The organism is Acinetobacter sp. LipI_23, from assembly GCF_058243045.1.
Genome location: NZ_JBZAYJ010000001.1, coordinates 2,729,194 through 2,743,960, shown reverse-complemented (window position 1 = coordinate 2,743,960; position 14,767 = coordinate 2,729,194). Strand labels below are relative to the sequence as shown.

12 protein-coding genes are annotated in these 14,767 nt (G+C 43.3%); 9 read left to right on the top strand and 3 right to left on the bottom strand.

All coding sequences use genetic code 11. The features are described from left to right. Positions 1-600, top strand: coding sequence for an RBBP9/YdeN family alpha/beta hydrolase (locus tag AC4CVD_RS13465; RefSeq protein ID WP_062034026.1), 600 nt, complete (start codon positions 1-3; stop codon positions 598-600). Here AC4CVD_RS13465 and AC4CVD_RS13460 read toward each other — a convergent pair. Next, complete coding sequence (locus tag AC4CVD_RS13460; RefSeq protein ID WP_114836502.1) at positions 591-1,322, bottom strand: type III pantothenate kinase; 732 nt, start codon at positions 1,320-1,322, stop codon at positions 591-593. The two genes, AC4CVD_RS13465 and AC4CVD_RS13460, sit on opposite strands and share 10 nt — an antisense overlap. A 16-nt stretch (positions 1,323-1,338) precedes the next feature. Further along, positions 1,339-2,094 carry a biotin--[acetyl-CoA-carboxylase] ligase gene (locus AC4CVD_RS13455; RefSeq protein WP_114836531.1) on the bottom strand — a complete coding sequence of 252 codons (756 nt, stop codon included), beginning with the start codon at positions 2,092-2,094 and terminating at the stop codon, positions 1,339-1,341. 28 nt (positions 2,095-2,122) lie between these two features. Here AC4CVD_RS13455 and AC4CVD_RS13450 point away from each other — a divergent pair, with 28 nt between their 5' ends. From AC4CVD_RS13450 to ligA, 5 genes are all read left to right on the top strand, one after another. Then, positions 2,123-2,926 (top strand): sulfite exporter TauE/SafE family protein, encoded by an 804-nt coding sequence (locus AC4CVD_RS13450; protein WP_114836503.1) that lies wholly within the window; start codon positions 2,123-2,125, stop codon positions 2,924-2,926. Positions 2,927-3,085: 159 nt separating this feature from the next. Beyond that, on the top strand, positions 3,086-3,781 hold the full coding sequence (locus AC4CVD_RS13445) for a GntR family transcriptional regulator (protein ID WP_004983028.1): 696 nt from the start codon (positions 3,086-3,088) through the stop codon (positions 3,779-3,781). Positions 3,782-3,791: 10 nt separating this feature from the next. After that, the gene (smc, locus tag AC4CVD_RS13440; protein WP_114836504.1) at positions 3,792-7,244 is read left to right on the top strand and encodes a chromosome segregation protein SMC; all 3,453 of its coding nucleotides are present in this window, start codon (positions 3,792-3,794) and stop codon (positions 7,242-7,244) included. Positions 7,245-7,248: 4 nt separating this feature from the next. Further along, on the top strand, positions 7,249-8,244 hold the full coding sequence (locus tag AC4CVD_RS13435; protein WP_114836505.1) for a cell division protein ZipA C-terminal FtsZ-binding domain-containing protein: 996 nt from the start codon (positions 7,249-7,251) through the stop codon (positions 8,242-8,244). Positions 8,245-8,338: 94 nt separating this feature from the next. Continuing rightward, positions 8,339-10,378, top strand: a complete 2,040-nt coding sequence (gene ligA / locus AC4CVD_RS13430) for an NAD-dependent DNA ligase LigA (RefSeq protein ID WP_114836506.1) — start codon at positions 8,339-8,341, stop codon at positions 10,376-10,378. A 278-nt stretch (positions 10,379-10,656) separates the two neighbouring features. Here ligA and AC4CVD_RS13425 read toward each other — a convergent pair whose 3' ends face one another. After that, a complete protein-coding gene (locus AC4CVD_RS13425; protein ID WP_004983016.1) occupies positions 10,657-11,724 on the bottom strand; it encodes an SDR family oxidoreductase in 1,068 nt (355 codons plus the stop codon). 275 nt (positions 11,725-11,999) lie between these two features. On the opposite strand from AC4CVD_RS13425, the gene AC4CVD_RS13420 reads away from it, so the two are divergent. From AC4CVD_RS13420 to AC4CVD_RS13410, 3 genes are all read left to right on the top strand, one after another. Then, entirely contained in the window at positions 12,000-14,141 is a 2,142-nt protein-coding gene (locus AC4CVD_RS13420) for a TonB-dependent receptor (protein ID WP_490753289.1), read from the top strand. A 73-nt stretch (positions 14,142-14,214) separates the two neighbouring features. Next, positions 14,215-14,490 carry a hypothetical protein gene (locus tag AC4CVD_RS13415; protein WP_490753288.1) on the top strand — a complete coding sequence of 92 codons (276 nt, stop codon included), beginning with the start codon at positions 14,215-14,217 and terminating at the stop codon, positions 14,488-14,490. Next, entirely contained in the window at positions 14,471-14,764 is a 294-nt protein-coding gene (locus AC4CVD_RS13410; RefSeq protein WP_490753287.1) for a hypothetical protein, read from the top strand. Before AC4CVD_RS13415 ends, AC4CVD_RS13410 begins: the two co-directional genes overlap by 20 nt. Positions 14,765-14,767 lie beyond the last annotated feature (3 nt).

Genomic DNA, 14,767 nt, shown 5'->3' with positions numbered 1-14,767 from the left:
ATGAATGGATCAAAACAACATATCTATATTGTGCATGGCTATCAAGCATCGCCCAATGACCATTGGTTTCCGTGGCTAAGTCAAAAACTCAGTCAGATGGATCTGCATGCTGAAGTAAAACGCTTAGTGCTTCCGCATAGTGATGCACCACATTTCGAAGAGTGGCAGCAGGCTTTGGCCCTGCAAATGACCACTTTGGATGAAAATACCATCATTATTGCGCATAGTTTGGGGTGTCTGGCGACTTTACATTATCTCAGTAGTAAACTGCGTGAACGTCGAATCAAAGCGATCTTTTGTATTGCGGGCTTTAAAGCGGCTTTAAAAAGCTTACCTGAGTTAAGTGGCTTTATTGCGCAAGCGAAGTTGGACAGCGGTATACTCCACTCTCACATCGCTTCACGTGTGGTGATGTTTTCCAATAATGACCCTTATGTTCCACCGCCTTTGGCCCTTACCTTTGGGCACTTTTTGAGTGCAGAGGTATTGGAAGTGAAACGTGCAGGGCATTTTATGCGTGAAAATGGCTATGCTGAATTTGAGCTACTGCTGAATACCTTAAAACCCCTTTTACAACAGCAGGCGGTGGCTCAGGGGTGATGCTGAATATAATATTGTAGCCCTTTAAGTAATAAATCATTTTCAATGCATGGTGCATACTCTGCCAAATAGCGCGCAAATACAGGCGCATCACCGCCAGTTAAAATCAGTTGGCGTGGAGACTGTTGCAAGACTTTTTCAATGGTACTGACCAAGCCGAGCAAAATCCCATGATGCACTGCGTCGATGGTATTACGACCAGGTCCCAGTTCATCAAAAGCCGCATCTGGAATTTTAATGCCTTTGGTGTTTTGGATCAGTGAGTCTCTTTGTAAGTAGAGATTTGGTAAAATATAGCCGCCCAAATGCTGTAAACCATCCGCCAAGTCGATGGTCAGCGCCGTGCCACAGCTAATCACACAATAGTTGTGCTCTGGATTACGTGCGACAGCCAACACTTGCAACCAACGGTCAATTCCGAGTTGTTCTGGATGTTCATAACCACACTGTAGGCCAGCATAGTTGGCCTGTACTTGAGCAAAGGTGATCGGCACATTTAAACTTTTTAAAAGTCTACGGATTCGGTCATTATTTTTTTTGTCCTGAACCGAAGAAACCCCAATCTGTTGGATGTTTAAGTTTTTAAAATGCTGAATTAGACCTAAAAGCAAATCGGCAGGGGATTGCAAATGTAACTCAGCCCCTTGTTCCAAAATTTGATCTTCCTGCGTAATCCAATACTTCAGACGAGTATTACCAATATCTAACCATAAATTTTTCATGATGATGCTCAATCATTTAAACAGGGGTCAATGGGCGTAAACGGCCTTGATAAAAGCTTTCAACACCATTGGCGGTCTGAATTTGTACCGCACCATCATCTTGAATACCTAAGAAGATGCCTTGAGACAGACCTTTCATGTGTTCAAATTCAACCGGTTGCTGCATAAATGCTGCGTAATGATTGAAACGAGAAGCCAAATTTGCACTGTTATGGGTGAACCATAGGCCTGCTTGTTGAATTGCCAGATATAGTTCCGCCATTAAGCGAATTCGCTCTGCTTGGGCTAAACCCTGCTGTTCAAGTGAGCTGGTGGCTTGATCAAGCTGGGTATCTTCGACTTGGTTGATATTGATGCCCACCCCAATAATAGCTTGGTGGCTTGACAGTGGTTCAACTAAAATCCCGCCCCATTTACCTTGGAAACTGTAAAGGTCATTCGGCCATTTCACTTGCAGAGCAAGACCTTGCAAACTCGGCATTTGCAAGATATTTAACGCAATTTCTAAAGCCAAGCGCCCATCTATAGGTGTTTTGGTCTGTAGCAATGTGCTTAAATAGATGTTTCCTTCAGGAGAAACCCATTGTCGTTGACGCTGTCCACGACCTTGAGTTTGTCGTGTACTGCAGACCAAAACGCTCTGAATCCCTTTTTGCGCAATTTCACGCACATCATCATTGGTGGATGTGGTAACTGGCTTAAGCAATAAAACTTCAGGAAGTTGCTGTGCTTCAGCGAGAAGCTGTTGTAATTGGCGTGTCTCTAAATCCATATGAATCTGAGAAAAGTGAAAAATGATCATGGAGTTAATCATATATTTACTGATTGGCGCAATCGCTGGTTTTGCTGCGGGGCTATTTGGGGTCGGTGGTGGACTCATTATCATCCCGATTTTATATGTGGTGTTTACTCATCTGAACTATGACCCGAGTGTCATTATGCATATGGCGGTTGGCACATCACTAGCGACTATTATTGTCACGTCAATGAGTTCAGTGAGTGCGCATCATAAACGTGGAGCTGTGTTGTGGCCTGTGTTTCGCAATTTGGCCCCAGGTTTAGTTATGGGCGCTTTTTTAGGCGCAGGCATTGCAGACTATATGTCAGGACATGGCTTACAACTGCTGATCGGTTTTTTTGCGGTATGGGTGGCGTACAAAATGTTTAGTGGCGCACATGTTGAGGTCGATCCATCGCGTCAGTTGCCCTCTACAGGCAAACAATTATTTGTCGGTGCTGGCATTGGTGTGGCTTCTGCGATCTTTGGCATTGGTGGGGGCAGTTTGACAGTGCCGTACTTAAACCGTCATGGTGTGGTTATGCAAAAAGCAGTAGCGACGTCTGCGGCTTGTGGCTTACCAATTGCAGTGGCTGGCGCTATAGGTTTTATGTGGTTCGGGCATCGGGCTGAAGTGAATGTACCGAATACCATTGGTTATATTCATGTCTATGCCTTTTTCGGGATTGCGGTCATGAGTTTTATCACCGCGAAGTTTGGGGCAAAAGTGGCGCACCATTTGTCGCCAGCGATGTTGAAAAAGTGTTTTGCGGGGTTATTAATTGTCGTTGGACTATATTTTATTTATCAAGGTTTTAGTTCTTAATTTCTTTGACAATGTTGTGTGCGTTGCTGTTGATTGGCATTATAGACGGTAAAATTGTTAGACAATGACATAGTGTTTAGCGTTTAAGATCGGGTAAAACCTAAAAATAGGTCACTAAAGACCATGGATTGCATCTTATAAAAACAAGTTAGGAACAGTATGCAAGCACATGATACAGAGAGTTTGTCCGAACAAATTGCCAAGCACATCAGTGAACAAATCATTCGCGGTGAGTTGGTCGAAGGTGAGCGCATACAAGAATTACGTATTGCCGCTGAACTGGATGTGAGTCGCGGCTCGGTGCGTGAGGCCTTGTTACTGCTTGAACGTACACATCTGATTGAAATCTACCCGCGTCGCGGCGCTATAGTCTCTGAAATGTCCGCTCAGCAAGTGCGCGCCTTGTTTGACACCAGTAGTCTGCTGTTGGGGCAAATTGTGCAACGCATAGCGGAGACATGGCGCAGCTATGAAGCGGAACGTTTACAGCTGCTATTGGATGAGTTGGGGAATCAGCTGAAACAGGGCAGTATCGAAAAATTTTATGATTTGATTTTTGAAGGATTGGCGCGCCAGCATGAAATGGTGGGCAATGCTTATTTGATGAAGTTTTACCAAGAACTGTTACCCTCGATACGGCGGAGCTATTTTTTAACCTTAAATACTTCGCGTAGAGAGTTACAAGAATCTTATGATTTATTTAAACTGGTGACTGATGCGGTTTTAATCAGAAAATCACAACAAGCTACTTTATTTATGGAAGATTTTTGTCGACACTTACGTAACTTGGTGTTGGAATCTCTGACCCGAATGAAACAAATTGAACTTGCGTGGGCGAGACGCTCACGACGTTAGTCAGGACATTATGCGTTTAAGCAGTTTAAAACTTTCCGGCTTCAAATCTTTTGCCGACAGTACCACATTACACTTTAAAGATAACCGCACAGCAGTGGTTGGGCCGAATGGTTGTGGCAAATCCAATGTGATCGATGCTATTCGCTGGGTCATGGGCGAATCCAGTGCTCGCCAACTGCGTGGCGGCAGCATGCAGGATGTTATTTTTACAGGCACGGCAAAGCGTAAACCCGTCAGTGTTGCCAGTGTAGAACTGCGTTTTGACAACACTTATGGCAAGTTAGGCGGTAGCTATAATGCCTATACCGAACTGGCGGTCAAACGTCAGGTTAACCGAGATGGCAAGTCTGAATACTTTTTAAATGGTACTAAGTGCCGTCGTCGGGACATTACCGATATTTTCTTGGGCACAGGTTTAGGGCCACGTTCTTATTCGATTATTGAACAGGGCATGATCAACCGTTTGGTCGATGCAAAACCTGAAGAAATGCGGGTGTTTATTGAGGAAGCTGCAGGAGTTTCTCGTTATCAAGCACGTCGTCGTGAAACTTTATTACATTTGGATCACACCACACAAAATTTATCGCGTTTAGAAGATATTGCCTCCGAATTAAGATCACAGTTAAAAACTTTAAAACGTCAGGCTGAAACCGCGATTCAGTACAAAACACTGGAAAGCCAAATTCGCACCATTAAAGTCGAAGTTTTATCTTTTCAATGTGAACAAAGCAGCCTTTTACAGCAAGAATATACGCTGCACATGAATGATTTGGGTGAGCAGTTCAAGCTGGTGCGTTCAGAGTTAACGACTTTAGAGCATGATTTGACTTCGACCAGTGAGCTATTTCAACGCCTGATTCAGCAGTCCACGCCATTACAGAGTGAGTGGCAACAGGCAGAGAAAAAGCTGGCTGAGCTGAAAATGACTTTGGAACAAAAGCAGACACTGTTCCAGCAAAACACGACCACTTTGGCACAGCTTGAACAGCAGAAGGCGCAAACCAAAGAACGGATGCAACTGATCGAGCTGCAACTGGAAAGTTTGCACGAACAAAATGAGCTTCATACCGAACAGTTACAACAGCAAGAAAGTCAAAACCAACAGCAAAGCCAAGGTTTAACGGATTTAAAAGCACAGCAGCAACAGTTGCTTCAACAGTTTGAACAAGTCAAAAGTTTGGTTGAAAAACAGCAGCAACAAAAAATGCAAATGTTGGCGAAAAGTGAACAGTTGGCCAAAAATATTTTACGTTTTGAACAGCAAAAGCAGATTTTAGAGCAGCAAGCAGCACAAATTCAAAACCAAAGCCAGTTGGATGCGATTGATCAACTGTTACATGCCAAGCAAGACGCCGAGGCACAGCAGTTACAACGTGAGCAAAGTATCATTGAGGTGCAGTTGCAGCTGGATGATTTGCGTATCCAACACCAAGCTGCTCAAACTGAGCTGAATCAGCACAAAGCAGATATACAGGTCTTAAGTGCCGAACAGAAGCATCTTAAGCAGCTTTTGGTCAAAGTGAGTGCCTTAAAAAATAGTGATCATCCGCAGTTGATGCATGTGCTGCAGCTTAAAGATGCGGCTAAAACCCATGCTGCGCTGGTCGAAAAATTCTTAGCCAAATGGCTTTCAGCGCATTGTTTGGACAACAGCGATGCATTCACCGATGCGGTTGCACGTCAGTTAACGCCTCAGCCGCGTGTTGAACTGATCGAAATTGCAGGTTGCGATAGTCTAGCCAGCTGGATTGAATCACCGCAATCTTCTTTGTGGCAGCAGGTGGGGGTGACCACCAACTTAAAACAAGCCTTTGCTCTGCAAAAGCAATTGAAAGATGGTCAGTCTCTTCTGAGTTTAGACGGTTATCATGTCGGCATGGACTGGGTGATTGGTTTGGATTATGACGAAGCGAGCCAAGCTGGACAGGGTGCGTTAAGTCATCGAATTCGTTTAGATGAAATTGAACAGAGTCTTGCTGAAAAAACGGGACTTCTGACTCAGCTTGAAACGAAAACCACAGAGCTTCGTACTCAAGTCCAAGCGGTGGATGAGCAGTTAAAAGCGGATCAACAACTGTTGAAAAAAGAAGTTCAAGCGACGCAGCAGATTGATTTGAATATTGCCAAAGTGCAAAGTACCAACCAAGCCTTTGAAGTGCAAAAGCAACAATTGGCCAATCAACTGGCGCAGTTAGACAGTCAGCTTGAAGAAGATGCTATGCAAAAAGATGATCTGGAGATTGATCTGCATGCATTGAATATTAAGCTCGAGCAAAACTTGCCAAACTACAAAACCATGCAGTTCCAAGTGGAGTCTTTGACTGAGCAACTGGATGACAGCCAGCAGCAGGCACAGCAGGTTTGGCAGGCGCTTGAAATGGTGCGTCGTCAGGCGGTGCAAACCACACAGCAGATTGAACTGTTAGAGAAAGACAGTACGTTCTTAAAAGCGCAGTATCAGCAAATTTTGTCACAGATGGAGCAGGCCAAAAAGTTTATTGACCCTGTACAACTTGAGCTGCCTGCCTTAGAAAGCCAGTTCAGCGAACAAGCACAGATTACTGAAAAGCTGCAAAAAACATGGTCTGAATGGCAAGTTGAGCTGAATGCAGTGCAAGAGCGTCAGCAGAGTTTGACCGAACACCGTCATCATCAGCAACAACAAGATGAAAAGCTAAGAACCCAGTTAGAAGAGAACCGTTTGGCGTGGCAAGCAGCAAAGTCAGACTTACAACATTATTCTGAACAGCTGAAAGAAATGAATGTTGAACCTATTGTGGGTTTGAGTATTGAGATCAGCAGTCATCAACAGATTTTGGAAAAAGCACAGCAGCAGTTTGAGAAATTGGGCGCAGTCAATTTGGCGGCTTCAGAAGAATATGAAGAAGTATCAAAACGCTTTGAAGAGTTGAGTCATCAAATTCAAGATCTGGAAAATACTGTTGAGCAGTTGCGTGCTGCAATGAAAAGTATTGATCAAGAAACCCGTAAACTGTTCATGAGCACTTTTGATCGGGTCAATACCGAACTACAAGATTTGTTCCCGAAAGTATTCAATGGCGGTGAAGCGAGTCTGACTTTAGAAGATGACTGGCAGTCAGGGGTTAAACTCATGGCCCGTCCGCCAGGCAAACGCAATAGCTCATTGGCGCTACTTTCAGGGGGAGAAAAAGCCCTGACTGCGTTGGCCTTGGTGTTTGCGATTTTTCGTCTCAATCCATCGCCATTTTGTGTTTTGGATGAAGTTGATGCGCCTTTGGATGATGCGAACGTGGGAAGATTTTGTAATCTTGTAAAAGAGCTTTCTGAACAGGTGCAATTCATTTACATTACCCATAATAAACTCGCAATGACGATGGCGACCGACTTGTTAGGTGTTACGATGCCTGAACCGGGAACATCAAAATTAGTGACTGTAAATTTAGAACAGGCAAAAGAATACGGTTTAGTCGCGGAGGCCTAATAAGATGGAATACACAACAATTATTGGTATCGTCATAGCAGTGATCATTATGCTGTTTGGGGTTCGAATGATTTTTCGAAAGCCGGCAGATGCAGCACCTTCACTTGAGTCCGCATTGCATATCGATGCTGACAGTCAAAAACCGATTATCCCGCGTCACGTACGTGATCAACTGCAAACGGCATCAGTTGAAGAGGCTGAACGTAAAGAGCCGACTTTAAACGAAAACTCTGTAGAAGAGACACTGTCTGAAAAAGCCGAACCGAAAGCTTTGGATGCAGACAGTGTGCTCGAAAGCAGCAGTGCTGAACCAAGTTTGGATGCGTCAACTGAGGTAGAAAATAAAGCAGTAGACTCAGTCGCTCCTGAAAATGCTGTAGCAGATGCAACGGGATTAACGACTGAAAGCGCAAGCTCCTCGCTTCTTGATGACCAAGCAAAAGCGGATAAAGCTGAATTTAGTTTAAATGCCAATGTCGAAAAAGCCGAAATTTCAGAGTTTGATGATGAAAGCAGCATTTTAGATGCACATTTGTATGAGCAAAAAATTGTCGATGATGAAAGTGCCTTAGCCACAGCAGAGTCGTTTATTGCCTTGAATGTTTATCCTGAGCGTCGCGCGTTGTCTGGTGAGAAAACTTTAAAAGTTTTAATGAAGTATGGTTTACGTTTTGGTGAAATGTCTTGTTTCCATCGCTATAACGAAGATGGAACCAAGTTACTGTTCTCTGTGTTGCAAATTACCGATACAGGTATGGATGGTTTTGACTTGGAAAATCTGTCAACCGATCCAATTAAAGGCTTGGCATTTTTCTTGGCCTTACCACACCGTGACGTGCAAAATGCCTTTGACACCATGGACAGTATTTCACGTTTAATTGCCCGTGAAATCGATGGAACGGTTTATGATCAAAATAACCAAGAGTTCACGCCACAACTGCGTGAGCATTGGCGCCACTTGGCGATTGATTACCGTGCTGGACAAGCAATCGATGCTTAATCTGATTGAAAGCAGCGGTAACGATTTCTATAATAGACAGTAGAAATACAATTTTTAGGGCGGAACAAAGACCGCCCTTTTTTATGGTGAAATTATGACTCAACCTTCGACTGTCGTTGCGCAAATGCGTCAACTGATCCAAATTTTGGCACAGCATAATCATGCTTATTATGTGATGGATCAGCCGACCATTTTAGACAGTGAATATGATCAGCTCTTTCATCAACTGAAAGCTTTAGAAGAACAATACCCTGAGTGTATTCAGCCAGACAGCCCGATCAATAAAGTCGGTGGTAAACCTTTGGCGAAGTTTACTAGCGTGACGCATGTGGTACCGATGCTGTCCTTAGGTAATGTGTTTAATCAAGAAGAACTCTTTGCCTTTGCACGCCGTGCAGAAGAACGTTTGCCGAATCAAACGATTCAATATGATGTCGAGCTGAAGTTTGATGGTCTTGCGATTTCACTGTGGTATGAACATGGCGTGCTGGTGCGTGGGGTAACGCGTGGTGATGGTGAGACAGGGGAAGACATTACCCAAAACGTCAAAACCATTCGTAACTTGCCGAAGGTGTTGAGTACAGATCAGGGCGAAGTACCTACGCTACTGGAAGTTCGTGGTGAAGTTTTGATGCCTAAAGCAGGCTTTGAAAAGCTCAATGCAGAAAACGAAGCCAAAGGTGAGAAGACTTTTGCCAACCCACGTAATGCCGCAGCTGGAAGTCTACGTCAGTTAGACCCGAATATTGCGGCTTCGCGTCCACTTGCATTTTATGCTTATGGTATTGCGCAGTGTGAACCAAATCATGGTCAAAGCACCATGTCGGAAAGTCTAGCGTGGTTGCAACAGTTTGGTTTTGCAGTTGGTGAGCGTCATTTTGTCTGCGATAGTATTCAAGAAGTTCAAGCTGTTTATGAGCAAATCAATGCGGAACGACCACAATTGAGTGTGGAAATTGACGGCATGGTGATTAAGGTCAACAGTCTCAAACAACAGCAACAGCTCGGTTTTTTAAGTCGTGAACCGCGTTGGGCAACGGCTTATAAATTCCCTGCGGTGGCTGCGCTCACCACGGTTGAAAATATTGACTGGCAAGTGGGGCGTACAGGTACATTGACCCCTGTGGCGCGTTTGAATCCTGTTGCTGTGGGCGGCGTGACCGTTTCAAATGTGACCTTGCATAATATTGGGGAAATTCACCGTTTAGATGTGCGAATTGGCGATACTGTCAGTGTTTACCGTAGTGGTGACGTGATTCCCAAAGTGGAAAAAGTGTGGCCTGAATTCCGTCCTGTCGATGCGACTGAAGTTGAACTCCCGAGCCAATGTCCCGTGTGTGAATCGCCAGTGGTGATGCCCGAAGGTGAAGCTTTAGCACGTTGCTCAGGTGGTTTGTATTGTGCCGCACAGCGTATTGAGGCGATTCGCCACTTTGTATCACGTAAAGCTCTTGATATTGAAGGTTTGGGGGATCGTTGGGTCGAATCACTGTTACATCTTGATCTGCTTAAAGATGTGGCTGATATTTATCACCTACATGAGTACCGAGAAAAGCTATTAACCATTGAAAAAATGGGTGAGAAGTCCGTTCAGAACTTGATTGATTCGATTGAAAATAGTAAGAAAACCACTTTGGCTGCATTTATTTATGCACTGGGGATTCGTGGAGTGGGTGAAACCACAGCACGTATGTTGGCCAATACTTTCCAAACTTTAGATGCGCTACGTGTTGCAGACATTGAAGCTTTAAAGAAAACTCCAGATGTGGGGGATATCACGGCGGAGTGGATTGTCGACTTTTTCCAAGCACCACATAATCTTGAAGTTTTAGACCGATTATTGGCGGCAGGTATTCACTGGGACGCACCTGTGGCACCAAGTCGCCAACCTCTAAATGGAGAAAGTTGGGTCGTGACGGGTACACTCAGTACGATGGGGCGTGATGAAGCAACACAGCTCTTGCAAGCACTGGGCGCACGTGTCAGTGGTAGTGTGTCGAGTAAAACCAAGTGTGTTGTTGCAGGTGAAAAAGCAGGTTCAAAGCTGGATAAAGCGGAGAAGCTTGGGATTGCTGTGATCAACGAAGCTGAGTTTATTCAACTGATGAAAGATTATGGTCAATTAGACGTTTAGATTGTTGACTCAGGTTAAATCAGAAATATGATACTTGGGCACGTCATCTGCAACCTGCGTGGTGTAAGTAAGATAATGTTTCTGCGACATATTTCTGATACATCAAAAAGAGAACAGGTTTTGCAAATGACAATGGTTTTGCCTACTTTTGCCGAAACAAAAGTAGGGCCAGCTGCAGGCTAATGATGAAATGGGGTGAGAACTTGATAAGACTCCGCCAAGATCATTGCTTTTCAATGAGCTGGAGGAATATTTAAGTCAAACTTAGGTTGTTTATTTCAGGGAATATATTGCTTAATGACACCGTCATCGAGCAATTGTTGGAAGTGCTCAACGAGGCTTTCTTTGACATCTCGGTACTCTAAACCCAATTCTTTTTGGCTCTTGTTCGCATCAAAATAAATTGGATAACCCATATTCAGCTCAACAAACTCGCGGCTAAAACCAATGAATGGACCAATCACCTTAAAGGCTGCTTTGGGCAGTTCATTTCGTGGAAATGGAAACTTCCAACCAAAATGTGCTTTAAGCAATTGACCGATTTCAAGCAGACTTAAAGTTCCACCACTTACGATGTAACGACCCGTTGCTTCTAGGTTGAATGCTGCTTGTAAGTGTGCTTCAGCAACATCTTGAACATCGACCACACCATTCCACATAGGTGGGACACCAGCTAAAGTCAAACCATTGGTAAACTGTTGTAAGACCTCAATTGAGCCTGACTGTGTATTTGGTGTCAATGAACGACCAAAGACCAACGCAGGGTTAATGCATACCAACTGCCAACGATCTTGTGCCTCAGCCATTTCCCAAGCTTTACGCTCAGCCATTACTTTAGAATATGGATAAGGCTGATGGGTCTCAGAACTGCTGGTGTTCCAGTGACTTTCATCAAAAGTATTGTGGTCCGTTTTTAAAATATCAATGGCATCGCCATAGGTCGACGCAATACTCGAAGTGACAATAACGCGTTTAACAGACTCGGTTTCATTGACGGTGTTTAAGACATTTTCTGTACCCAAAACAGCAGGTTCAATGATGTCTTTTACTGCATCTTTATAGTTAGTAACGACGAAAGGAGAGGCCATATGAAAGACAATTTCACAACCTTGCATCGCTTCTTTAAAGGAGTTGGGCTCGAGCAAATTGGCTTTAAAGAGTTTCAGTGTTCCAGCACTGCTGTCTGCAATTTTAGATAAATGCGCGAAGCTTTGGGTTTTGTTCAAGTCACGTACAGTGGCATGAACGGTATACCCTTGGGTTAATAATTTTTGAATCACCCAACTGGCAATATAACCCGATGCACCTGTAACCAGTACCGGTGCTTGTGTTGCTAAGTTTGTCATAGATTACCCATTGTTGTTTTAAGTATTGGCTTAGTGTAAACGTGAATGCCATGAAAGTCTTTGCTTATGGGGTGAACAGGTGTCTGACTTATGCGTCATTTTATAATATTGCACCACACTGTATTGAAAATGAGCGAGTAAAACGTATTTTTTCGCAGTAAGCTTAAATTTGTATTTTAGATCAGATAGATAAGTCAAATGATAAAATACAATAAATAATGATAATTATTTTACATATAATAATGATTCTCATTAAAAAATAAGTGTTGTTTAAAATGAAATCCTTCTCTAAGAAAATTCTTGCAAGCTCTGTTGGGCTTTTGATGATGGGTGGAGGCTGTTTACAGCTTGCTTTTGCAGAGGAGGTTTCAGTTTTACCTGCCTTAAAATCAGAAGCGCAATCACAACAAGGCTATGCCGATGGTAAATTGGCGAAGACGGCTAACTTGGGTGCTTTAGGGAATAAGTCAGCGATTGATACACCATTTACGGTTTCTACTTATACAGAGCAACTGATTCGTGATCAACAAGCATCGACAGTGGGGGAGGTTTTAGAAAATGATGCCAGTATTCGTGCGACGACCAATCAAGGTCATTTAAACGAAAACTTCCAAATTCGTGGTTTTAGTGTCGGCTATGATGATATGGCTTATAACGGGTTATACGCTGTAGCTCCTATGGGACGTATACTAACAGATTTACTAGAATCGGTGACAGTATTGAAAGGACCGAATGCTTTGGTTGCAGGTATGGCACCAGCAGGAAGCGTTGGCGGAGTAGTGATTGCGAATTCTAAACGTGCCGACCAAGATCTAACACGTATTTCGACGTCATTAGAAGATGAGAGTTATTATAAAACCAATGTAGATGTTTCTCGTCGTTTTGGTGACCAAAAACAATTTGGCGTTCGTGTAAACGGCACATATGGAGACGGTGAGCATCTTATTGAAGGTATGGATGACCGTTTAGCACTGGGTTCGATTGCAGCGGACTATACGACCGATAAATTAAAACTAAACTTTGATGCTTATGCCATTCGTGAAAACCGTGATAATGGTTCACCTGCAATGGTCTCTATGCAAAAAACAGGCGTAGTTGCTGCACCAAAGGGTGATAATAATTACTTTGATCAAATTCATGGGGAAACCTATAGCCGTTATGCGGGCTTAAATGGTGAATATAAACTCACCCCTGATACCAAAGTTTTTGCAGGTGTGGGTTATGTTGAAAAAGGTTATTCGGGGCATATTTTTGGTACGCGTATGATCTTGCAGAACAGTACAGGTGATGCAACTTCGCAGTACTATCGAGTCGCATCTAAAGAAAATAACCTAAGTGGTAATACGGGTATTGAAACTAAATTCAATACAGGTGCCATTAAACATACCCTTGGGTTACGTGCAGATTATGTGCATCGTGAATACGATCAACACTCTCGTGCGACCAGTTCATCATTTACAACGAATCTTTATAATCCTAACTCGAACGGGACAATGCCAACGACCTATCCAACAGTTGTACCTTATGAAGATGATAAATTCATGAGTTATACCTTGACGGATCAAATTTCAATGTTGGATGACAAATTTCAGTTGATTTTGGGTGCTCGTTATCAAGATATGCAGTTGGAAAGTCTCACTACAGATGTGAAATACGATGAAAATAAGCTTTCACCAAGTTTAGGCATCGTAATCAAACCGTTTGGAGAAAATTTATCTTTTTATGCAAGTTATGTTGAAGGTTTATCAAAAGCAGACTCAGTAACTTCTACCGCGGATGTGAATGAAGGAAAACTGTTTAAGCCTTACGAAACGAAGCAATATGAAGTGGGGACAAAGTATCAAGCTGGTTCTTGGTTAAATAGCTTGGCACTTTATCAAATTGAAAAACCGACTCTGATCACAACAGCTTTGGCGACAGCGGTTAATGGTAATACACAGATCACTGAAGACGGTGGGGAAAGTCGATCACGTGGTATTGAATGGTCCTTCTCAGGGAATTTGACTGAGGACTTAAATCTACTGGGAAGCATGGCTTATATTGATGCTGAATATACAAAAGGTTCTACAAGCACCACTGATATTTCAGGCAATACGATTTATGGTGTGCCAGACTTTACTGCCTCATTAGGCTTGGATTATGCCGTACCTGTGGTAGATGGTTTAAATGTTAATGCTCGGGCTAACTATGTTAGTGAACAATATTTAGATAGTTTGAATACCTATAAACTTCCTGACTATACTATTCTTGATGTTGGTGCGCGCTATAAAACAAAACTGGGTGGTGTAAACACGACTTTCCTAGCCAATGTCGATAACGTGACTAATAAAAAATATTGGGAAGGTGTGTTCAACTCTTACTATGCAACGGTTGGTGGTGCACGTACCTATAAACTTGGCGTCACTTTCGATTTCTAATTTTTATGATCAGCCCATTGCGATGCAGTGGGCTTTTTTATGTCTGAATGCTGTCTCATTTAAGTTGAACGCAATGATGAAATTTCTCGGTTTATTCCTGTGCTGCGGTGGTTGTGTACTGCTGTATTTGACCCATCCTAATCAAACGGTTCTTAAACAGGCTGTGGCGAAAAAGTATCGTTGGGTCGGGTGGTTTGCTTTTATTTTGGCATTGGTTCTTTTACTGGCGATATTACCAAAACTGGTGGCCGTGTTGATGTGGTTGCTGATGCCATTGGTGTTGTGGTCAGTACTGCCGTTTATTCCTTTATTACATGGGGCTTTGACGCATGACGTTGCTACGCGATAAAAATATACAACCTGACTGGTGGACGAAAAGCTTTGCAGGAGCAGTTCTTGGACTCAGCCTAGCTTTCGCTTTAGCTGCATTAATCACAATGTGGGGACTGCAATCTGAGTATCGTAGTCTTGCTCCACAGTTAGGGATGTGGTCGATTCCGTGGATTTGGTTACCACTCTTTTTCGTGGCCTATTTTATTCCACGTGGATGGCAGTCCATTGTGATTTATCTGTTTTTCAATATCGTGGCTTACACACTTGTGTTTTGGCTCAGAGGGGAATAGGGC